Here is a 22,448-nt window from a genome sequence, read left to right on the forward strand (position 1 = left end):
TTAGGGCTTTGACGCTCAAGACCTCAGCGTCAGAGCCTATTCTTCCTTAGAGGTCAGGTACTTAAATTATGACTAAGAAAAGTCACCATGTTGTGCCATCTGAAAATGGATGGTGTGTGAAAGAGAGTGGTAATTCCAATCCACTGTTTTGTTCCAAGACTAAAGTTGAGGCTACTAATGTCGGGCGTACAATTAGTCAGAGTCAACATACGGAACTCTATCTTCATAATGCAGATGGGAAAATTGCACGGAAAGATAGTCATGGACATGATCCTTATCCGCCGAAGGATAAAAAATAGGCTCTACTTGGATACTTTGAGCGGTAACAAGTAGAGCCTTTAGGCGGTTAACCTAACCCCAGTCAGAAGTTGACGCTTCTGGCTGGTTTTTGATCAAAGCAATGCGCTCATCACCTGCGTAGTTTTACATTTTTGGAGAGCTTAGAGCAAATTCATTCTTGATAGATTGCTCTCTGATCTTCGATTAGCTCGAAGCCAGTGATGAGTATTTATGCTTTTTGTTCATAAGAATTCTATCATCTACCTTCCTTCGCTGAGGGTGGTGTCTTTTTGTTTGCAGGATAACTTGGCATGAAAACCATAGGGTTACTTGCCAGTGTTGATGGTTTTGCTTGTCCAATTGATCAGGCAACTATAGCCGTGCCTGCCATTCAAGCTGAACAAATTAATAACAAAAAAAATCAACAAATTGTTACAGCTTATCAACATAATACTGCCATTAACCCTTTGTTGTTGCAGGGCAATGCTTTGTATTCCTTACGTGAATTCTCCGCAGCTAGCATTGACTGCGTGATGACATCTCCCCCCTACTGGGGCAAACGCGAATACGAAAACGGTGGGATAGGTCAAGAAGCCGATTACCGCGATTACGTGAAAAGTCTTGCTGCTATCTGTGCCGAAATCAAGCGGGTATTGAAGCCAGAAGGCTCTTTCTGGCTGAATCTCGGTGATAGCTATAGCGATAAAGGGTTGGTCGGTATCCCGTGGCGGGTTGTTTTTGAATTGGTGGATAATCAAGGCTGGATTCTGCGCAACGAAGTTATCTGGAACAAGCTGAAAGGTGGTATGGATAACAGCAAAGACCGCCTCGCCAATACGCATGAAAACGTCTTTCATTTTGTTAAACAGGCTAAAGGTTACTACTACAACGCTGACGCTATCCGTTCCAAACCGCGTGAAACTAAAGTGGTCAACGGCGCAATTGTGTCTGCGACGGGTGTATCAGGCGTGCGTTATAAGCGTCAATTGGAGCTTTCCACTGCACTTTCTGCTACTGAAAAAGCCGCAGCATTTACCGCACTCGACACTATGCTGGGAGAAGTCCGTGCCGGTCGTTTAGCAGATTTCAGAATGGTGATTCGTGGGCAGCAACGCACCACTCATTCCGACAGTGAAAAGCTGTCAGGTCGTGCCAAAGAATTGCGTGACAAGGGTTTCTATTTTCTTAAATACCACCCCAACGGCAGCAAACCCAGTGATGTGTGGGACATCCTCCCCGAAGACACCCAAAACAGGGAAGCGCACTTCGCGCCCTATCCGGTGGATTTGTGCCGAATCCCTCTATTGGCAACGTGCCCTGAAGGGGGTATCGTGCTCGACCCGTTTTGCGGGACAGGCACAACCCTCGTAGCGGCGCAAAGCCTGAATCGTAAATCCATCGGTATCGACATATCGCGGCGTTACCTTGAATTGGCTCAAGAAAGGTGTGGAAGGCTGTTATGAGTAAAGTGGTCGAATTATTTGGTCAATCAGTCACCAAGCCTGAAGTAGATTGGAACGCGGTGGTTGCTGGACAGCAATGCGTGTATGCAGGCAAAAAGTGCTACAAAATTCGCAAAAGCGATCCAAGTACAGCCATTGGTTCTTGTACGGTTTTATACGGAAAAGAGCCAGCCCCCATCATTATTTGCCCTAACCGTCTGCTGGAACGTCGCCAGATATTCACTGATTGTCTGCACCTGCTGACCTTGCACGAGCCGGGAAATGAGTTGCACATTGTTTCCGAAGTTGCCATTCCCGGTGGCAGTGTCGATTATTTTCTTGTTTCGGTGAAGAGCGGCAAAGTTAAGGATTTCGTCGGAATTGAGCTGCAAACATTGGATACGACGGGTACGGTATGGCCTGAGCGTCAGCGTTTGTTGAGAACATTGGGTGTAACTCGTACCGATGATGGCGAAACTTCTGGCAAGTCATTTGGCATGAACTGGAAAATGACTGCCAAAACGATCCTTGTGCAGATGCACCATAAGATTCAGACGTTCGAGCATGTAAACAAGAAATTGGTATTGGTCGTGCAAGATAAACTACTGGATTACATGGAGCGTGAGTTCAAGTTTGACCACCTTCATAACCCCGCAGCCATTGTTGATTCCATGCACTTGCACGCTTACCGGATGAAGGGGCAGGCTTATCAGTCGTATAAGCTGGTGATGCAGTCACGCTTAAGTACGGATACTGATGGCATTGGCCTTTGTCTTGGCTTACAGGCAGAGGCTCGGATTGAACTGGAGCAGATTATGCATACGCTGCAAGCGAAACTGTCTGCAACCACTCTTTTTGCTCCGGTATAGTGGAGTAGTAATGAAAGATTTTACCTTTGACCGCAACGAACACATCTACACCAGCACGGCTTTCGCTGAACTGGTGAAGGATGCGGTCAGGTTTTTCAACGGTACTCCCGTGCATACACTTCTGCCTCCCGGAGAATCGGTCATGAAAACGTTGGAACTATTCTCCGGTGCAGGCGGATTGGCAAAAGGATTGGAGCTTGCTGGTTTTCATCACGTCAAATTGGTGGAATTCAATAAACACGCTTGCGCCACCCTGCAAGCTAATTTCGGTGCGGAAAAAGTTTTTGCAGGGGACATTCGTGATTTCAGCTATGACGGATTGAACGGTGTGGACATCATAGCAGGTGGCCCACCATGCCAGCCGTTTTCCTTGGGTGGCAAGCATCAGGCGGATCAGGATCATCGCGATATGTTCCCCTATGCCATCAATGCCATCCGCGAATTGCAACCTAAAGCGTTCATTTTTGAAAACGTAAAAGGCTTATTGCGCTCATCCTTCGCTGATTATTTTGAATACATCGTGCTACGCCTGACTTTTCCCGACTATAAACCCAAATTCGGATTGGATTGGCAGTTACACCTGCAATTACTCAGAAAACTCAGGTATGAAACCCATCAAGGGCTGAAATACAAAGTGGCTTATCAGCTTGTCAACGCTGCGGATTATGGTGTGTCGCAAAGCCGTGAACGGGTGTTCGTGGTCGGTATTCGTGACGATCTGTATGTGGAATGGGCATTTCCTGCTCCAACACATTCCGATAGTCGCTTGCTGTGGGACAAATTCGTGACAGGCGAATACTGGGAAAAACACGGTTTGGTGCATGATCAACGTGAACAGCCGAATGCAGCAATCCAAAAGCAAGTGAATGCGCTCAAAACCCGTTATGGTTTGTTCCCGCCTGCGTTGAAACCTTGGCAAACCGTGCGTGATGCGTTGGGTCATTTGCCAGATCCGCGTTCCGATCATGCCATTCCCGATCACCTTTTCCGTGATGGCGCACGGGTGTATCCGGGGCATACGGGCAGTGATCATGACTTGCCTGCCAAAACTTTGAAAGCGGGTGGGCATGGCGTACCAGGCGGTGAAAACATGCTGCGTTACCGCGATGGTTCGGTGCGCTATTTCACCGTGCATGAAGCCAAGTTGCTGCAAACTTTCCCAACAAATTTTTATATCGAAGGCGCGTGGGGTGAGGCAATGCGGCAGATCGGGAATGCAGTACCTGTAAAACTCGCACAACCTCTAGGCCAACAGCTGAAAACTCTTTTAGCTCAGAAAAAAGTCATGAGTTCCGTATTAAGAGAACCCATAAGTTATCAAAAAGCAAGTTGAATCTTGGAGAAAATTTATGACACTCAACTGGGATGACCCTTTAGCTACACCGATTAGCCGTGTACAATCGCGCCCCGAACTGGATAGAAATAAAAGTGTCACATTGATCACGGATGAAGCCGTTGATCAACGTGAGGCTGTCGAACAAGTAGAAAAAAACAAGACCAAGCTCAGCTTGGAGTATCCCGCTAGTGATACCCATTTTGTTCAATCTTTGACTTTTGAGGACAGTGCAAATGACCCAGACTCCGGCTCGCAACGACGTGCAACGCATCCAACGCAAGAAGCAAGTTCTACGCAGACGCCGCCAGCAACGTTAAGGGCGAGCTTATCGGCTCGTCGGCGTGAAGAAGGTGAACAAAAACCCTTCACGCCGATGAAGCCGATTAACTCGGAAGACAAACGAGTCATCAACGGTTTGGGGGATATTAATCAACTCGCGCCTTTCAAATATCCTTGGGCATGGGAATTTTTTATTAATGCCAATAAAAATCACTGGACACCACTCGACATTAATATGGCGCAGGATGTCCACGATTATCATCACAAGCTCAAACCTGAAGAGCGCCATGTTTACGAAAACGTACTCGCCTACTTAACCACCTCTGATATTCTGGCGATGCGCAATATTGGTTTAGCCGTCATGGAAAAAATGACTGCACCCGAATTGCAGATTTATCAAGCCCGCCAAGTCTACGAAGAGGCTTTGCACACATGGACCTACCAACATTGCATCGAAACCATTGGCCTTGATCAAAGCGAAATCTACAACCGCTATCGAGTTGTGCCAGAAATTAATCAAAAGATTCAGATTGCTAACCGCCGTTTGAATGCGGTAATGCGCTCGGATATTGACCTACGCCAGCCGGACGATTTACAGGAATTTGTCCTGTCGTATGCCTTTTTCTCCGGTATTTTTGAAGGCTGTTGGTTCTATAATGGTTTCTCGCCTGTCTTCGCCTTACAACGGCGTGGCCTGATGAAAGGTACCGCTGAACAACTGCAATACATTATGCGCGATGAAGTCATGCACTGCTCTTTCGGCATTCGCGTCGTGCGCCAAATTATGCAAGAAGAAAACGTCCAACTCGACCCACGCGACATTCGTGATATGTGGGACGAAGCCGAAGCCGCTGAAGTCGCTTATTCTAAATTCCTACTCCCTACTCCGATCTTGGGCTATAGCCAACAAGACCACCATGAACAATTCCGCTTCATTGCTAATCGCCGTGCTCGTAGTTTAGGGATGGAAGAACCCTTCCCGGGTGCTAAAAACGCCCTACCTTGGTTAGATGAACAGTCCAATATGCGCAAGGAAAAGAACTTCTTTGAAACTCGGGTGACGGAGTACCAGACCGGTGGGGCTTTGAAGTGGGAGTGATTAAACTCTTGTATCCCTAAGCGTTGGTGTAAGAACTAAGGCTCTATGAACTAGTGGCAGATAGAGCCTTAAGTCCTGCATTGACTAGTAGGAGAGAGTATCTGTACTAGGCGTAAATACATTTATAGGGAGTATACACCTACCATGCAAACTACCCGCGTATTCATGAGCGACAACTCCCAAGCTGTGCGTATCCCTAAAGAATTCCAGTTTGATGTGGATGAGATTGAAATCTTCAAACGAGGGGATGAGGTTATATTACGTAAACGGCCACGTAATTTAGCTGAAGCGTTTGAGCATATCCCCTGTATGCCTGAGGACTTTATGGCTGATGAGCGCCAAGACACACCACACTCATGCCTTGGAGTCGAACTTAATTCTAGCGACTAATCATATGCATGAAGAAGACATCAACGGCAGATTGCGTGAGCAATTTGAGCACTCACTTTTTGACCTCATTCGTAGCCAAAAATATTTGACCCTATCGCGGCTTAGGCTCAGGAATTCTGCGTGCTTTGGCAGCTTGGCCAAAGATAGACCTAGAGGATCAACGGAACGCCAGCTGATTTAAAGTAGCTATCTGGCGTCCTTAAATAAAACTACTCCGCAGGCTTCAAATCCACCCCTTCCAAATTATTAATCAAACCCTTTTCTTGACATAAGAGGGTCGTGAGTAGTTTGCCTTTCTTTTCTACATTCACGCCTGCTTCAATCGCATGCTCCTCAGTCACTCGATCTACACTCCAAAATACATTGTAATTATAATCGCTATTTGGAATATTCACACTATATGACATATAACGCCCAATACCTTGCCATTGCCAAGTACTGGCTTTTGAACGTGGCACAGCAATGGCTAATTCAGGTTTCTGTCCTTTTTTGCCAAAAGAGTAACTAATCGTTTTGCCCGCATCACAGACTTCAAGCTGCTTATTGCCCTTTTGGGTATTGCAGAAAAATAAAGTTTCGCTGCCACTCGGGCAAGCAGCCAAGGCTAGATTAGCCATCAATAAAGACCCGACACTGATACTAAAAACTAAGACTTTCATCCTACTACCTCGCAATATTGAACCAAATTGAACCGTTTATAAGCTAAGTTTATTCTCTACTTAGACTAGCACTTAGTGGCTTAGTGCGCTTTATTCATAGGCCACATGCTAGAATCTTGCTAATCAACTCACGGAACTCACCAAGGACAGCCAATGCCCCGTTTTAAAGCAACCCTACAAGCCTTAGGTAACCTAGTCAGTGAAGGCTTTGAAACCATCCACTCCACCCTCAAAGAACGCTTGCAGACTGATGAAACCATTCAAATCATCCCCTACACCGGTTTTGGCAATCAGCAATGGATTCAAATCAGAGGGCGTGCACTAGAAGATAAAGGCTTGGCTAAGCATAATGATGAAGAAACTCTCTGGCAAAATTTAGCCTCTGCCTATCAGCGCTTTGAAAGCGACGAAATTCCCAACTTACGGTTGCAGATCCAATTCCAAGGGCAAACCACGGAAGTAATCACTGACCCAGAAGGTTATTTCGCCGCCAGCTTACCAGTGCGGGATTTAAACGCTTATGGCCTTTGGTATGATTATCAAGTGGATCTTCCCGAGCAGACTTTAGTCACCACGCCGGTTAAAACGCTCACGGGTCAGGTACAAATCCCCAGCTCCAGCTGTGATTTTGGCATTATTAGCGACATTGATGACACCATCATGGTCACGAATGCAACGAGCACTTTAAATATGATGCGGCTTACTTTCTTACGTAGCCCCGCCTCACGCTTACCCTTCGCAGGTGTGAATATCTTCTATCAAGCACTCACTCACGGTGGTTCTGTACCACGCCCCATGTTTTATGTGTCTAGCAGCCCTTGGAATTTATATGACTTCCTTGAAGAATTCATGGAGCTGAATAGCATTCCCCGTGGCACCTTGTTCTTGCGCGATTTTGGCTTGCATACCTTTAAAGCTAGTCACCACCATCATAAGACGCAATACATTCATCAGATTATGGACAGCTATCCACAACTTCCCTTTATTTTAATCGGTGATAGCGGTCAACACGACCCTGAAGTCTATAGTGAAATAGTTAGCCAACGACCACAGCAAGTCAAAGCCATTTATATTCGTGATGTGAGTACAGAGCCGACTCGAGATGAGGAAATCCTCCGCCTTGCCGAAAAAACCCGTGAGCAACAAATCGACCTTTGCTTGGTTGCCACAACCCTTGAAGCAGCTAGACATGCTGTACAACAAGGCTATATCGCGACCACCGTGCTAGAACAACTTAAAGCTGAACTTGACCGCCCTGATGCTTAAATTGGCTAACCACTTAGCAAATAACGGTATCAGTTTAAAATTAACTGTGTTAGCATCAATTCCGGCCTGTAATACAGACCTGAGTTTATGCAACAAATGAAACAAAACCTTCGTTACACCGCTTCACCTTGTCAGTAAGTCATGTTGTCCTGAAGTTGTTCATTCCCAGCTTGTCATAACTAAGAAATCTATTGCGGCTTTATAGCGCAAGAGCGCTTGGCTTTATATTATTGAAAATATCAGGAGATACCTCATGGCTCGTTTAACTGGCACTGTAAAATGGTTCAATGCAGAGAAAGGTTTTGGTTTCATTAATCAAGACAATGGTGGTGCAGACGTATTCGTACATTTCCGTGCAATCAAATCTGAAGGCTACAAAACTTTGACTGAAGGCCAAAAAGTTTCTTTCGAAACTGAAAAAGGTCAAAAAGGTCTGCAAGCTGCAAACGTAGAAGCTATCTAAGCTTTTAGTTTTTAGCTAAGAATCTCAAAAAGGACTTCACTGAAGTCCTTTTTGCTTTTTAAGCGGGCGGTTGCGCCATTGCATCCGTGGTGGCTTCTGCTGCTGCACGATCCACTGGAGTCTCAGTCGGGCTGACTCTGAGCGTATCGGCGGTTATTTCACTATAGTCTGCTAAGGGATACCGAGTCGTTAATTGATTGATTAAGCGCGCCCGTGTTGGATCTCGCCAAGCCTCTCCTAAACTTTCACATAAACTATTGGCTAATAAAAAACGCTGTGTTACCTCTAAGCGACCTTGAAACAAACTGAGCTGAGTGAGGGTTTTGCCATAGAGATAGAAATTTACCCCTGCAATAAACTCAATCAGCGCCCCACCGATCATCGTAATTGTCGCCAACTCCCCTGATTGCTGCCAAATCATAAAGACAATCGCCATTAGGAAAAAAGCTAAACCCACCATACTAGCAATCAAAGCCCAACGAAAACTACGCCCTGCTTGTGAAAGTGAGAGATCATAAAAGCGGGCAAGTAGTTCAATTTGTGAAGATGCAATCGCAGTCACATCATCTTTAGGCGCCGCCGATAAATGTTTTAAGGCTTTCTCAGTCGCACCTGCCACTGAAGACTGGCGGACATTCACCAAATTATCAAAATAGCCCCCTGCACGGTTGCTATCACGCTCATTAGACTCTGACTCCATCGACTTTTCCCCCTGTAAGCTTGATGTCTATCTATATATCTATATGCCTCAAGTATAGATCAGCCCGAGCACTAGACAGCTTTCACACCATGCGCTAAGAGCATTAGCTCACCATCAGGATAAATCTGCAAGCGTGTGAAACAAGCCGAGTCCACCGCAAACCGCAGACTCTTTTGATAGAGCAAATCGAGTGCCTTTGCAATCAGAGCACGAATCACGCCAGTATGCGTCAGAATTAAAACTCGCTTGCCTTGTTGTGCTTCGAGTACCTCTGCCCAAAATTCGGCTACTCGCCACATAAAAAAATCCATCGACTCCCCTTCAGGAGCAATAAAGCGGCGCGGTTGAAAATAATACTGATGCAATAATTCTGGATCACGAGCATAAATTTCTTCTTGGGTTAAACCGATCCACGCACCAAAATTTAGCTCACACAAGCGCGCATCGGGAATAAACTCACAGTCTAACCGCTGGGCTAACAAACGTGCAAAATCATGGCAACGCCGAGTGGTGGAGCTATAGATCACATCCCATGAGCCTTGCTGAGTCGCAAGGGTGAGCTGCTTCCAACCCTCCATACCCAGCGGTTCATCAGCAGGCGCGGCAAACAGTGAAGGTGTTGCGACTCGCCCATGCTTGAGTAAATCAATAAACGTCGATTGCGCAGGCGGTTGCTCAAGTGCGGACGAGGCTAATGCTGGCTGCTCGGCCTGTTTTGGGAGTAGTAAGGGTTCAGATCCTTGAACCTCTGGTGTTTGCTCTTCAGCCATAATGACATCCTTGTCCAATCAATATCTTACTTATACACAGACTCATTCAGACATTAACCTGAGTTTCAGTTTGGGCCTTATTTGGCAGCTATGAACAGCCGAAACTTAACTCAAGGTACTGACCAGTGGAGCTTGCTTGGCCTCACGTAAGGTTAAGAAGCTATAAATGCCTAAAGTTCCTAAAATTAATAACCCAGCTAACGTTGTTGGCAAGGAAGGATGCTCACCTAGAAACACCCAAACCAGTAAAGAACCCAACACCGACTCTAACAACATAATCAAACCCGTTTCAGCAGCTGTGATATAACGCAGTGAATACACAAATAGCACAAAAGAAATCGGACTCACAATCAAACCAATGGCTAACACCGCCCACATTTGGGAAGCGGGTAGGATGACAAAGCCAGACACCAGCATACACACTATTCCCCCGAGCAGACCACCAAACCCCATACTAGAAGAGAAATTTGCATCGGGGCAACTGCGCATAATCACAAATTGTGCGGCTAATAAAATCGCACACGCCGCCGCCGAGATTAATCCTAAGGGCTGACTCTCCCCACCTGCTTGGCTAAATAAAATCGCTAAACCCACGCCACAGACTAAGGTTGCCACCCAAGTTCTTAACAAGACTTGCTCTTGCAAAAACAACGCTGATAACAAAGCGCTTAATAAGGGTGTGAAGGCAATAATCACCAAGACATCGGTCACATTAGCCTTGCTAATCGCATAAGTGAAACAGAAGCTCGACAGTGCGAATAGCACCATATTTACATAATAACGATAACCCGATGAGCCTTTTTGTGCTTTCAAGGATCGTCCATCTAAGCCTTGGTTATAGATGAGAATCATGATACCTGTCAGGATACCGCGCCAGCCCGCAATCACCCAAGGATCATTTCCAGCCAATCGAATCAACAGAGCATCCGGTGATAAAATACAAACCCCAATGAATGCTAATAAATAACCTTTGAAAACCTGCTGCTGCATGACAAGATTCTACCATCTAACCCCAAAAACACCTCAAACTTAAGGTTCAGTACGACACCAGCAGTCGGCTAAATGATCATTCACTACCCCCACCGCTTGCAGATAAGCATAAATAATCGTTGAACCGACAAATGTCATTCCGCGCTTTTTTAAATCTTTGGAAATCGCATCACTCAAAGCGGTACTCACTGGCAAATCACCGAAGGATTTCCAATGATTCACCTGTGGTTTGCCCTCAACATACCGCCATAAATACTGATCGAAGCTGCCAAACTCTTGCTGGATGCTGCTAAACACGACGGCATTTTTACGGGCGGCAAAAATTTTTAACCGATTGCGTACAATATTCGGATTAAGCAGGAGTGCTTCTAATTCCGCATCAGTCATAGCCGCGACTTTTGCGACCTCAAACTGATGAAAAGCCGCCCGATAACCCTCTCGCTTATTCAGAATGGTTTCCCAGCTTAAGCCAGCCTGTGCACCTTCGAGAATCAACATTTCAAACAACCGACGGTCATCATGCTCAGGAATACCCCATTGCCGATCATGATAGTCGGCATAGAACTCCTTACCGGCTTGCCCACCAAAACATCGTTTTTTGCCATCTGCACTGGCTTGCAACATAAAAATTATCCTTAGACCTGAAGCAGCCTAATTAGAAGGCATAGGAGAAACGAACCTCTCGCTGCATTAGACCCTGAATGCAGCGTAGAAAGACGACTTAAACTAATTGTTTAGCTTGCTGATCAGCATGATACGAAGAACGGACTAAAGGACCGCTCGCCACATGCTCAAAACCGAGTGCTTCACCATACCGACGAATGTCTTCAAATTCATCCGGTGTGTAATAGCGCTCAATCGGCAAATGGGAAGTGGAGGGTGCAAGATACTGCCCTACGGTTAACATCCGGCAGCCATGCGCCCGCAAATCTTGCATAGTTTGCTTGAGCTCATCCATCGTTTCACCCAAGCCCACCATCAACCCCGATTTAGTCGGCACAGTTGGATGACGTTCACCAAAGCGCTTAATTAAATCCAGTGACCACTGATAATCAGCCCCAGGGCGAGCTTTTAAATACAAACGCGGCACCGTTTCCATATTATGATTAAAGACATCAGGAGGTGCGACCGACATTTCATCAAGCGCTAGCTCCATCCGTCCACGAAAATCAGGGGTTAAGGTTTCGACTTTAATCCCCGGCTGAGCTTCACGCACGGCACGCACACAATCAGCAAAATGCTTGGCACCCCCATCCCGCAGATCATCGCGGTCAACCGAGGTAATGACGACATAATTCAGATTCATCGAGCGTACCGCATCGGCTAGATGCTCTGGCTCTTGCTCATCCACGGGTAAAGGCCGCCCATGCCCGACTTCACAAAACGGGCAACGACGAGTGCAAACTTGACCAAGGATCATAAAAGTTGCTGTGCCATGCCCAAAACATTCCGGCAAATTCGGGCAAGAAGCCTCTTCACAAACGGTATGCAGCTTATTATTACGCAACATGCCGCGTACTTTTTCCGCTTGAGACGCCGTTGGCAACTTAACCTTCAGCCAAGCAGGTTTCTTCAGTGGCTCATCTTTGGGTACAACTTTAATCGGAATCCGAGAAACTTTATCTGCACGCCGCAAAGGCACACCGGGTTCGGGTTTTACATAAGACATGGTTCATCTTAGCCTGTATAAAGAGCTGATCATTTTAACGCTAGTGCGTCTTTGGTGTAGGCAGATTGTACTCTCAAATCCTGCCTTGAACCTAGTAGGATCACAGTCTATCTGCCGATTCCTGCATAATTCTAAGCACACGAGGGTCTAAACAAGAACGCATAAAAGCATTCATTGCCACCTCATCACCCGATTCATAAAAAGCCAGCATGAGTTGATTGAATTCCAGTTGGCGCTTGGCAGGTAAGTTGATAGCTGGGTAACCCTGCTGGAGTAAATGCCCATTCATCATCAAGCGTCCCATACGCTTGTTCACATCATAAAAAAATTCGCACCGTGCCATCGTCAGGAAAATATGAATAGCTTGATCATAAATATCAGACAAGTTGGTTAGATCCTGTACCATTGCATCAAAGCGAGTGGGTAACTCAGCTACAGGTGGAGGCAAATAATCAGTTCCGGCAATCAGAACCGCCCCTGAGCGAAACTCTCCCCATGCTAAGGCCTCTTCTTTAGCTGCCACTGCATGTAGCTCGCAAGCTTTTTGTGCAGACACGGCAAATTCACCCCGCTCAAGCCAGCGAAATAATAACCGCCAAGCCTTGCCTTGATTCACCGTGATTTGCTGGTCGGAGAGTTTATGCCCACCCACGGTAATACCCTCCAGCAGAGTTTGCACTTCTGGCAGGGTCATATTGATCCCTTCCAGATTGACAGCATCATAGACAAACTCACTGAGCTGACGCTTAGCCAGCATCAGCGCTTTGGCGGGATTGGGCTGCATTTGCCAGTAGTTATCTTGCATAGCTGATCTGCCTTAGAGAATTGCCAGTGTTTTTAGTTGATTTCTGAGATTCAAACAAGATTTATCGGAAGCCCGTCGTTGGATTATTAGCAGTCATGGCTGGTATACGCTTGGGGGAGAATCTAAACATATTAACCAAACCCTTAAACCAAACCAGCCAGCCGTGCTCTCCACCAAAACCACCTATACTTTTAAAAAGCCCCATAAAAATATAAAAGCGCGAGGAAGGCCACCATGCCCAGCACCCTAGCTCAAGAATACCGCTCCCCCAATGGACTGAATGAACGGAGTAGCACCCTGCCTGCAATTCCGCATGGGGTTTACAGTAAGAAAGATGCGGAGCAGGAGGCAAAGTTAGTCGGCTTTGATTTCTATGCAGAAAAACTCGCACTCTGCCCAAAAACTTGGAGCACTAGCCCTGCAACAATGCTGCGAGATTTAAGCACAACTGACTATCTACAAAGCAGTTATGAAGCTCAGTTCAAAGGCAAAGCCGTGCCGAAGGGCGTGAAAAAAGCGGCTGTGTTTAAGCAGAGCCTGAATGAGTCGAATACCAGCGGCACCTTCTCCCCCGCTGCGCTTTTGTATTATCACTTCTCGCGTTATTTCGATCTGTCGATTGCTGTGCCGGTGGCGATTTATCGGGAAATGGATAGTAAGGCACATTATCAGCGCGTGACTCAACGTGGGGTCGCGCAAACCCGTAAGGGGATGATTGCAGCAGGGTGGCGACACTTAGCAGCGGCAGAAAAAAATCCTGCCAACTTTAAAGCTGCTGCCAGTTTATTCACTCCAGATCGGAAGAAAATCTATGGATGCATGCTCAAGGCCAAAGGTGAGCGTTATGGTGCGGAGATCAATGGCGTGCGTTCGCGTTGGGGTACGGTGCAAAATGAAGAGTTTCAGCGTACTGCGCCCTATCTGGCTTTAAGCTTAGATTTGCCTTTACTCCAAGCTATCACCGAAGGCAAAAAACAGGCTTTCAAAAACGTGAAAATCCGTAAAGCCACCGTCGATGCTAACCCCTTTCAAATGATGTATTGGATGAAAGAACTCAGCGAAATTGTGTTGCTGGATTTTATCTTCAGCCAACAAGATCGCATCGGTAATATCGACTATGCATGGCGCTGGTATTGGCTGGCGAATGGCGAAGTACAATCGCAAGCCGCTGATAGCAAACTCAGCCGCACACAAATGAGCAGCATCAAGCCTCCCGCCGAAATTGCCCATCTCTCCCCACAACTCCTACAGCGTACTTGCTTGAATGACAATGATGCAGGTGGACGTGTGCCTTATGTGAACTTTACAAAAAAGACGGGTATGCTGCAAAAGCTGCGGCATTTTAGTGGTAACACCTATCAACGCCTGCTGCGCCTGAATGCTGATCTACAAGACTCCGGCGAAATCTTCCAATACCTGCAAAGTAATTTCCTACTCGATAGCGGGCAACTCAGCCAAATCGTCAAAAATACCCGCCTCGCTAAAGACATTCTGCAAGATACCTGTTCCATTCATAAATTACAGTTTGATCTGGATGCGCCAAAAGATTATTTGCTCACGGGGCGGGTGAAAGTGGCGATGGTGTCTTGTGGGTAAGGTGATTTGCAAAACCTTGGGGGAATATCTAAGATGATAAACAGGGATATACTTAAAGGATATACAAAATGAATTCTGTTCAAACCACTCTTTTTAAAAGTAATCGTAGTCAAGCGGTGCGCTTACCTAAACTCGTTGAGCTACCTGCTTCCGTGAGCCGAGTCACAATTGTCGCTATTGGTAATCAACGCATTATCACCCCAGCTCATGAGAGTTGGGATGCTTGGTTCGATAATCCCCAATGTACCGCTGACTTCATCTCAGAGCGCGACCAACCTGCCGATCAGCAGCGTGAGTTGCTCTAAATGCTGAAATATTTACTCGATACCAATATTGTTATTTACACCATTAAAAACCGTCCGCAACCAGTCCGAGTAGCATTCAAACGTCATGAAGGGCAAATGGCAATTTCAGCCGTGACTTGGGGTGAATTAGTGTTTGGGGCAGAGCGCTCAGCTAATCCTGCTAAAAACCAAGCAGATATTGAAGGGCTCGCCGCCCGTTTGGAAATTTTGGATTTTGATGATTTAGCCGCCGCCCATTTTGGGCAGGTACGCGCAGAACTGTATGCGGTGGGTCAACCGATTGGGCCTTACGATATGATGATTGCAGGGCATGCACGCTCTACAGGATTGATTTTGGTAACGAATAATCTTCGTGAATTTGAGCGAGTGCAAGGTTTACGCTTGGAAAATTGGACGGAATCAATTAGCTCTACTTAAGCCGCAAAACCGTTTTGTTTTAAGTCGCTGACTTTAATAATCAGCGAACCTTTCGGGTCAAACGGCGTATCCTCAAAGCCCCAATGCTGATAGAAAGTCCGTGCCTTTTTATCTAAAGGATGAGTGATTAAGCAAGCACAGCCGATTTGCTCACTGATCTGAACAGTGGTGCGAAACGCAAAGAATAATAAGGATTGTGCAATCCCTTGACCTTGATAGGCGCTATCCACTGCTAATTGTCCAAGCAATACAGCAGGTATACTTTCAGGGCGGTTGCGTTGTTGAGATTTGGGCAAATATTCGCGTTTAATTTCGGCAGCTGTCAGTGAGACATAAGCAACTATTTTGCCTTGTTCATTGGTAATGACATTGGTGCGCGAACTGCCCAATTGCTGATTGCGCCAAGCATGGGTTTGCAACCATGTATTCAATGAAGGACGTCCACAATCAAATTCATTGCGGTTATCAGTTTGCTCCAAAGGACGCGGTTTGCTTAGCGTTCCCATACGGAGTTCATCGTAGCTAAGCGTTTTAAAGCGTGGTTGGTTTTAGCGGGTGCATCTAACCATGCTTCAAATTGCTCCCACATCTCATTGGGGATTTCAACAACACGTTGTTCCATCAGCTCTAGTTCGGCAGCTTCAAGTGCTTTGCGCCGGATAAATTCACTCAGTGTAGTGTGAGCGTGTTGGGCCGCTATTTCGAGGAGGCTACGCTCATCGTCATTGACGCGAACGCTGAGGGTGGTGGTGGACATAATATTTAGCTCTCGTATTACTTTGTAATACAGTAGCATAGTTTTCTATTAGAAATGAATCAGTTTAGATCAATTCAGCGCAAGCTGTGTTGCTAGGGGTATATAAAAAAAGGCGAGTTACCCCGCCGTTTTTCGCCGCAGCTATTCAGCTTTAATGCCGTTTCTTAGGCGCAATTAAGTCAGTAATCGAGCCTTCAAACATCTCCGCTGCCATCGCTACCGTTTCCGAGAGCGTTGGATGCGGATGCACCGTCAAGCCAATATCCGTCGCATTCGCGCCCATCTCAATCGCCAAGGCAACCTCAGCAATCAAATCACCCGCATTCACGCCGACAATGCCCGCACCAATCACTCGATCAGTTTCCTCATCGAAGATCAATTTGGTCACGCCCTCATCGCGCCCCAGTGACAAGGCACGACCACTGGCTGCCCACGGGAAGACACCTTTGCCCACTTTCATACCTTTGGCCTTGGCTTCCTCCTCCGTCACCCCCACCCACGCAATTTCAGGATCAGTGTAGGCTACCGATGGAATCACCCGTGCATCAAAGTGGCTGGGTAAACCAGAAGCGGCTTCAGCGGCCGTTTTACCTTCATGAACTGCTTTATGTGCCAACATCGGCTGACCGATAATATCGCCAATCGCGAAAATATGCGGCTGAGTGGTACGCATTTGCGAATCAACCACTTGCACAAAACCACGCTCATCCACCGCGACCCCCGCTTTCTCTGCACCAATGCGCTTACCATTCGGAGTACGGCCAACAGCAACTAATACACGATCATAGACTTGCGGTTCAGCAGGAGCATGCTTGCCTTCAAAGCTGACTTTCATACCCTCTGGAGTTGCCTCAACTTTGGTCACGCGGGTTTCTAGCCAAATCGCTTCATAGCGCTTTTGGATACGGTTTTGATAAGGCTTCACAATGTCCTTATCCGCCCCTGCGACGATACTTGGCAGCATTTCCACCACGGTAATTTTAGTACCGAGTGAGTGATAAACCGTTGCCATTTCCAGACCAATAATCCCACCGCCAATCACCAACATCCGTTTAGGAATGCCCGCTAATTCTAAAGCGCCCGTCGAATCAATCACCCGCGAGTCTTCAGGAATAAACGGCAATTTCACCGCTTCAGAGCCAGCAGCAATCACCGCTTTTTCAAAACGTACTACCGTTTTCTTGCCATCATCACCGACCACTTCGACATGATTAAGATCGAGGAAACTACCTACACCACGCACCACTTGCACTTTGCGTTGCTTGGCAAGGCCATTTAAGCCGCCAGTTAAGCGCCCGACGATTTTCTCTTTCCAAGTACGTAGTTTGTCGATGTCGATTTTAGGTGCACTAAACTCAATGCCGAAATCGCTAGATTCATGCGACTCGTCAATCACTTTGGCTGCATGCAATAAGGCTTTAGACGGGATACAACCCACATTCAAGCACACACCACCTAGCGTTGACCAACGCTCAACCAGCACCGTTTGCATACCTAAATCAGCAGCACGGAAAGCAGCCGTATAACCACCAGGGCCAGCCCCTAAGACCAGCATCTGGCAGCTCACATCCGCAGAACCGCTGTGTTTAGCGGCAGCCGGAGTCGCTACCACGGCTGTAGGCGCGGGCGTACTAACAGCCGGAGCTGGCGCAGATTGGCTAGGAGCAGCCGCAACGCCTTCTACTTCCATTTTGCAAATCAGCGAACCTTCAGAGGCTTTATCGCCGACCTTAATCAGCATTTCTTTAATCGTGCCTGCATGGGAAGATGGAATATCCATCGAGGCTTTATCTGATTCCAGTGTGATCAGTGCATCTTCTTTTTGCACTTTATCACCCACTTTTACCAGCACCTCAATGACATCGACACTTTTGAAATCCCCAATGTCCGGTACTTTGACTTCAACAATTTGACTCATAACAGTGCTCCTTACAGAATGAGATTACGGACATCAGATAAGACGAAGGATAAGTGGCTAACAAAGCGCGCAGCATACGCGCCATCAATCACTCGATGGTCATAAGACACCGCTAAGGGCTGAATTAAGCGATCCACGATTTCACCATTTTTACGCACCAAGCGCTCTTGGGCGCGAGTCAGACCGAGAATACCGACCTCAGGTGCGTTCACAATCGGGGTAAAGTTAGTGCCACCAATTCCGCCAAGGCTGGAAATGGAGAAACAACCACCTTGCATATCAGCAGCTTTGAGCTTACCTTCGCGTGCTTTTTTGGAGATGTCGCCCAACTCACGCGCTAGCTCAAACAAGCCTTTACGATCGACATCTTTAATCACAGGTACGACTAAACCATCCGGTGTATCCACCGCAATGCCAATATTATAGAACTTACGCTGAATCAGGTTTTCGCCATCATCCGCGAGGGCTGAGTTGAATTTCGGGAACTCTTTCAAACCCGCCGCGACTGCTTTCATCATAAATACCAGCGGAGTGAAATTAAAGCCCATCGCTTTGGCTTTATCTTTCATGCTAGAGCGATACGCTTCTAACTCTGTAATATCCGCTTCGTCAAAATGCGTGACTTGCGGCACTGTTAACCAAGCACGATGTAAATGCTTGGCGGAGAGCTTGCCAATGCGTGACATCGGTACCGTTTCGACTGCACCGAATTTACTCCAATCTGGTTGGGTAATGAATTGCACACCCCCCATCCCTGCAGTCGTCGTAGCTGAGTTTGAGCTGGCAACTGGCATTGAAACCGCAGCACTTGGCGCAGCAGCTACCGGTGCAGCCACTGCCCCACCCGCTTTAAAGCCACGCACATCTTGCTCGGTAATCCGCCCACTCGGCCCTGTGCCTGCAACTTGTGCGAGATCTACACCGAGTTCCCGCGCAATGCGACGCACGGATGGACTCGCATAAGCCCGCTTAAATGTCTCATCATTACCCACACTCAGCACGGGGGCAGCCGCCTGCGTAGCCACCGCTGCAGTCGCTGCTGGAGTAGCGTTAGGGGCTTCTGCAGGTGTGGCACCTTCCACCTCTAATAAAAGAATCGGGCTACCTTCAGAAACCTTATCGCCGACTGCGATTTTGATTTCCTTAACCTTGCCACCTTTGGGAGAGGGAATCTCCATTGAAGCTTTATCTGACTCCAGCGTAATTAAAGAATCTTCTGCCTTAATCACATCACCCACTTGCACTAAAACTTCAATCACACTGACGCTTTTAAAATCACCAATATCAGGGACTTTAATTTCTTTCACACCCGCGACTGGAGCAGCCGCTTGTGCCGCACCACCTGCAACTTTCGGTTGAGCAGGAGCCGCAGCCACATTCACACTGGCCTCAGCGGCATCGGCTAGCAATAAAATCACACTGCCTTCAGAAACTTTATCCCCCACACTCACTTGAATGGCCTCAACCACACCACCGTGTGAGGCTGGAATATCCATCGAAGCCTTATCGGATTCTAAAGTAATGAGCGGATCGTCGATCTTAATGGTATCGCCTACTTTCACCAGCAGCTCAATGACATTAACTGCTTTGAAATCACCAATATCAGGTACTTTGATTTCTTTACTCATTTACTCTCTCCTTACGCATACAGTGGGTTGGGCTTGTCAGGATCAATGCCGTATTTGGCCATCGCGTCTAATACAGTTTTAGCCGTAATTTTGCCTTTCGCTTTCGAGGATTTTTGCTGATCTGCCAGTGCCTTTAATGCAGTCACTGTCACATAATAACGATCCACCTCAAAATGATGCCGCAGGGCTTGCCGACTATCTGAGCGCCCGAAACCATCCGTGCCAAGAACATATAAAGGCTTATCCACATAAGGACGCACCTGATCCACATAGGTACGAATATAATCGGTGGAAGCAATCACTGGGCCTGCAGTCCCATTCAAGCATTGGCCAATCCAAGACTGTCTTTCTTCTTGATCAGGATGCAAGAGATTCCAACGCGCACAATCTGCACCATCACGCGCCACTTCATTTAAACTCGGCGTGGCCCAAATATCCGCATCGACATCCCAATCATTTTTCAGCAAATCAGCCGCTGCAATCACCTCACGTAAGATCGAACCACAACCCATCAGCTGCACCTGATGCTTACCTTTACCGTCCGCTTTTTGGAAAGCGTAGAGACCTTTAATAATGCCCTCTTCCACACCTACAGGCATCGCCGGCATGCTGTAGTTTTCGTTTAAAGTGGTGATGTAATAAAACACATTCTCGCCATTTTGGTACATGCGTCGCAAACCATCATGGAAAATCACTGCCACTTCATAGGCGAAAGTCGGATCATAGGATTTACAGTTCGGGATAAAGCCCGCGAACAGTTGGCTATGTCCATCTTGATGCTGTAAGCCCTCACCATTTAGCGTGGTTCGACCTGAAGTACCCCCGACCAAGAACCCCCGCGCTAACATATCGCCCGCCGCCCATGCCAAGTCACCAATACGTTGGAAACCAAACATCGAGTAGTAGATATACAGAGGAATCATCATCTTATGGTTATTTGCATACGAAGTAGCCGCTGCAATCCATGAGGACATCGCACCCGCTTCATTAATCCCCTCTTGTAGTAATTGGCCTTTGGTGGACTCGCGGTAAGGCATAATGTCGGTCGCATCCATCGGCTCATAGAGCTGACCATCTGGTGCGTAAATTCCCACTTGGCGGAACATACCTTCCATCCCAAAGGTACGGGATTCATCAGGCACAATCGGTACAAGGCGCGGCCCCAGCTCTTTATGGCGTGCCACCGCCACCATCACCCGAACCATCGCCATCGTAGTGGACATGGTGCGTTCGCCGGTGTCTTTTAGAAGCGCATCGAATAATTCAGTGAGTTCTGGAACATTCAGGGTTTCAAAATTTTGTGGCCGATTCGGTAAATACCCCCCGAGCGCTTGACGGCGTTCATGCAGATATTGCATTTCCAAAGATTCGGCTGCAGGGCGATAGAAAGAAGCACTATCGACCTGCTCATCCGTGACAGGAATACGGAAACGATCACGCAGTTTGCGTAATTGGTCAGAGCTGAGCTTTTTCTGTTGATGACTGATATTCATCCCCTCGCCCGCCTCGCCCATGCCATAACCTTTCACCGTATGCATGAGGATAATCGTGGGGCGACCAACCGTATTCACCGCATTGTGATAAGCCGCATAGACCTTTTCTTGATCATGACCACCGCGCAATAAATCATAATAAATCTGGTCGTCAGTCATATCGGCAACCATAGCTTTCAACTCAGGGTATTTGCCGAAGAAATGCTCACGAGTATAAGCACCCCCTTTATTTTTGAAGTTCTGGTATTCACCGTCTACGCATTCCATCATACGTTTACGCAGCAAACCATCGGTATCTTTCGCTAATAAGCGATCCCAACCAGAACCCCATAAGACCTTGATAACATTCCAGCCTGCACCCCGGAAATTACCTTCCAACTCCTGAACAATTTTGCCGTTGCCACGGACTGGGCCATCTAAGCGTTGCAGATTACAGTTAACCACAAACACCAGATTATCGAGGCGCTCCCGCGAGGCTAAAGAAATCGCACCTTGAGATTCTGGCTCATCCATTTCGCCATCACCTAAAAATGCCCAAACCTTACGACCCTCTGCATGCTTATCAGCAATCTTGGCAAACCCACGATGCTCTAAATATTTTAAAAAGCGGGCTTGGTAAATCGCCATGATCGGGCCTAAACCCATCGACACGGTAGAGAACTGCCAAAAATCTGGCATTAAATAAGGGTGTGGATAAGAAGATAAGCCTTTGCCTTTGCTTTCAATACGGAAATTTTCGAGTTGTTCTTCGTTAAAGCGCCCCTCGACAAAAGCACGCGCATAAGTACCGGGCGCGGTATGCCCTTGAATAAACAACATATCGCTGCCATTAGGATGACCATGCCCTTTCCAGAAATGGTTATAACCGACTTCATACATAATGGCCGAAGACTGGAAAGAAGCAATATGACCGCCCGGTTCAGCGGGTTTGCGATTCGCACGCACAACCATCGCCGTCGCATTCCAACGCAAAGCCCGCAAAATATGTCGCTCTAACTCGAGATTGCCCGGATAAGCGGGTTGTTGATCGACCGGAATAGTATTGATATACGGCGTATGCATATCAGGCGGTTCAACGCCTGCTTCGGATGCCGTTTCGATAGTTTTATGCAGTAAATAACGGGCGCGGTCAGCGCCGGAGCGTTCCACTACCACATCAATGGCTTCTTGCCATTCTTGGGTTTCTTGTGGATCACGATCTAACTGGTCTTGGCTCATTAAAAAATCTCCTAGCATTTACAAACTTTAGGAGCGGTCGAGTCACTTTATATGATTATTCTAGGCGGGATATATCACCGCTCCCCTCTTATATCCCTAT

Annotated in this window: 23 protein-coding genes; 11 read left to right on the top strand and 12 right to left on the bottom strand. The window is 47.2% G+C overall.

The window, feature by feature from the left end; all coding sequences use genetic code 11:
• Positions 1-68: 68 nt before the first annotated feature.
• The 6 genes from B5D50_RS00460 to B5D50_RS00485 all read left to right on the top strand — a co-directional run bounded on the left by B5D50_RS00460 (position 69) and on the right by B5D50_RS00485 (position 5,694).
• A complete protein-coding gene (locus tag B5D50_RS00460) occupies positions 69-299 on the top strand; it encodes a DUF2188 domain-containing protein (protein WP_078920612.1) in 231 nt (76 codons plus the stop codon).
• Positions 300-590: 291 nt separating this feature from the next.
• Complete coding sequence (locus tag B5D50_RS00465; protein WP_078920613.1) at positions 591-1,742, top strand: DNA-methyltransferase; 1,152 nt, start codon at positions 591-593, stop codon at positions 1,740-1,742.
• Entirely contained in the window at positions 1,739-2,590 is an 852-nt protein-coding gene (locus tag B5D50_RS00470; RefSeq protein WP_078920614.1) for a NotI family restriction endonuclease, read from the top strand. The genes B5D50_RS00465 and B5D50_RS00470 overlap by 4 nt, the downstream gene beginning before the upstream one ends.
• Positions 2,591-2,600: 10 nt before the next feature.
• Positions 2,601-3,923, top strand: coding sequence for a DNA (cytosine-5-)-methyltransferase (gene dcm, locus B5D50_RS00475; RefSeq protein WP_234975751.1), 1,323 nt, complete (start codon positions 2,601-2,603; stop codon positions 3,921-3,923).
• A gap of 16 nt (positions 3,924-3,939) precedes the next feature.
• Positions 3,940-5,304: a ribonucleotide-diphosphate reductase subunit beta gene (locus B5D50_RS00480; protein WP_234975752.1), complete on the top strand. Its 1,365-nt coding sequence runs from the start codon at positions 3,940-3,942 to the stop codon at positions 5,302-5,304.
• Between the two features lie 144 nt (positions 5,305-5,448).
• A complete protein-coding gene (locus tag B5D50_RS00485) occupies positions 5,449-5,694 on the top strand; it encodes an antitoxin (RefSeq protein ID WP_078920615.1) in 246 nt (81 codons plus the stop codon).
• Positions 5,695-5,903: 209 nt separating this feature from the next.
• Here B5D50_RS00485 and B5D50_RS00490 read toward each other — a convergent pair whose 3' ends face one another.
• Positions 5,904-6,353 (bottom strand): hypothetical protein, encoded by a 450-nt coding sequence (locus tag B5D50_RS00490; RefSeq protein WP_078920616.1) that lies wholly within the window; start codon positions 6,351-6,353, stop codon positions 5,904-5,906.
• Between the two features lie 153 nt (positions 6,354-6,506).
• Here B5D50_RS00490 and B5D50_RS00495 point away from each other — a divergent pair, with 153 nt between their 5' ends.
• On the top strand, positions 6,507-7,619 hold the full coding sequence (locus tag B5D50_RS00495; RefSeq protein ID WP_078920617.1) for an App1 family protein: 1,113 nt from the start codon (positions 6,507-6,509) through the stop codon (positions 7,617-7,619).
• A gap of 253 nt (positions 7,620-7,872) precedes the next feature.
• Positions 7,873-8,082 carry a transcription antiterminator/RNA stability regulator CspE gene (gene cspE, locus B5D50_RS00500; protein WP_078920618.1) on the top strand — a complete coding sequence of 70 codons (210 nt, stop codon included), beginning with the start codon at positions 7,873-7,875 and terminating at the stop codon, positions 8,080-8,082.
• A 58-nt stretch (positions 8,083-8,140) separates the two neighbouring features.
• On the opposite strand, the gene B5D50_RS00505 is transcribed toward cspE, so the two are convergent.
• The 6 genes from B5D50_RS00505 to B5D50_RS00530 form a co-directional block, all read right to left on the bottom strand.
• Complete coding sequence (locus B5D50_RS00505; RefSeq protein WP_078920619.1) at positions 8,141-8,782, bottom strand: TRADD-N-associated membrane domain-containing protein; 642 nt, start codon at positions 8,780-8,782, stop codon at positions 8,141-8,143.
• Between the two features lie 71 nt (positions 8,783-8,853).
• Positions 8,854-9,552 carry a histidine phosphatase family protein gene (locus B5D50_RS00510; RefSeq protein WP_078920620.1) on the bottom strand — a complete coding sequence of 233 codons (699 nt, stop codon included), beginning with the start codon at positions 9,550-9,552 and terminating at the stop codon, positions 8,854-8,856.
• Positions 9,553-9,657: 105 nt separating this feature from the next.
• On the bottom strand, positions 9,658-10,542 hold the full coding sequence (locus B5D50_RS00515; protein WP_078920621.1) for a DMT family transporter: 885 nt from the start codon (positions 10,540-10,542) through the stop codon (positions 9,658-9,660).
• A 39-nt stretch (positions 10,543-10,581) separates the two neighbouring features.
• The gene (locus B5D50_RS00520; protein ID WP_078920622.1) at positions 10,582-11,166 is read right to left on the bottom strand and encodes a DNA-3-methyladenine glycosylase I; all 585 of its coding nucleotides are present in this window, start codon (positions 11,164-11,166) and stop codon (positions 10,582-10,584) included.
• Between the two features lie 97 nt (positions 11,167-11,263).
• Positions 11,264-12,211: a lipoyl synthase gene (gene lipA / locus B5D50_RS00525; protein ID WP_078920623.1), complete on the bottom strand. Its 948-nt coding sequence runs from the start codon at positions 12,209-12,211 to the stop codon at positions 11,264-11,266.
• Between the two features lie 100 nt (positions 12,212-12,311).
• On the bottom strand, positions 12,312-13,016 hold the full coding sequence (locus B5D50_RS00530) for a Fic family protein (RefSeq protein ID WP_078920624.1): 705 nt from the start codon (positions 13,014-13,016) through the stop codon (positions 12,312-12,314).
• Between the two features lie 234 nt (positions 13,017-13,250).
• Here B5D50_RS00530 and B5D50_RS00535 point away from each other — a divergent pair, with 234 nt between their 5' ends.
• The 3 genes from B5D50_RS00535 (at position 13,251) to vapC (ending at position 15,334) form a co-directional block, all read left to right on the top strand.
• Positions 13,251-14,612, top strand: coding sequence for a hypothetical protein (locus B5D50_RS00535; protein WP_078920625.1), 1,362 nt, complete (start codon positions 13,251-13,253; stop codon positions 14,610-14,612).
• A gap of 68 nt (positions 14,613-14,680) precedes the next feature.
• Positions 14,681-14,917 (top strand): type II toxin-antitoxin system VapB family antitoxin, encoded by a 237-nt coding sequence (gene vapB / locus B5D50_RS00540; protein ID WP_078920626.1) that lies wholly within the window; start codon positions 14,681-14,683, stop codon positions 14,915-14,917.
• On the top strand, positions 14,918-15,334 hold the full coding sequence (vapC, locus tag B5D50_RS00545) for a type II toxin-antitoxin system tRNA(fMet)-specific endonuclease VapC (RefSeq protein ID WP_078920627.1): 417 nt from the start codon (positions 14,918-14,920) through the stop codon (positions 15,332-15,334).
• Here vapC and B5D50_RS00550 read toward each other — a convergent pair.
• The 5 genes from B5D50_RS00550 to aceE form a co-directional block, all read right to left on the bottom strand.
• On the bottom strand, positions 15,331-15,840 hold the full coding sequence (locus B5D50_RS00550; protein WP_078920628.1) for a GNAT family N-acetyltransferase: 510 nt from the start codon (positions 15,838-15,840) through the stop codon (positions 15,331-15,333). The two genes, vapC and B5D50_RS00550, sit on opposite strands and share 4 nt — an antisense overlap.
• A complete protein-coding gene (locus B5D50_RS00555) occupies positions 15,828-16,091 on the bottom strand; it encodes a type II toxin-antitoxin system TacA family antitoxin (RefSeq protein ID WP_078920629.1) in 264 nt (87 codons plus the stop codon). The genes B5D50_RS00550 and B5D50_RS00555 overlap by 13 nt, the downstream gene beginning before the upstream one ends.
• 151 nt (positions 16,092-16,242) lie before the next feature.
• Positions 16,243-18,009, bottom strand: coding sequence for a dihydrolipoyl dehydrogenase (lpdA, locus tag B5D50_RS00560; protein ID WP_078920630.1), 1,767 nt, complete (start codon positions 18,007-18,009; stop codon positions 16,243-16,245).
• An 11-nt stretch (positions 18,010-18,020) separates the two neighbouring features.
• Positions 18,021-19,637 (bottom strand): dihydrolipoyllysine-residue acetyltransferase, encoded by a 1,617-nt coding sequence (locus tag B5D50_RS00565; protein ID WP_078920631.1) that lies wholly within the window; start codon positions 19,635-19,637, stop codon positions 18,021-18,023.
• 11 nt (positions 19,638-19,648) lie between these two features.
• The gene (gene aceE / locus B5D50_RS00570; protein ID WP_078920632.1) at positions 19,649-22,348 is read right to left on the bottom strand and encodes a pyruvate dehydrogenase (acetyl-transferring), homodimeric type; all 2,700 of its coding nucleotides are present in this window, start codon (positions 22,346-22,348) and stop codon (positions 19,649-19,651) included.
• Positions 22,349-22,448 lie beyond the last annotated feature (100 nt).

The organism is Thiothrix eikelboomii, assembly GCF_900167255.1.
Classification (GTDB): Bacteria; Pseudomonadota; Gammaproteobacteria; order Thiotrichales; family Thiotrichaceae; genus Thiolinea; species Thiolinea eikelboomii.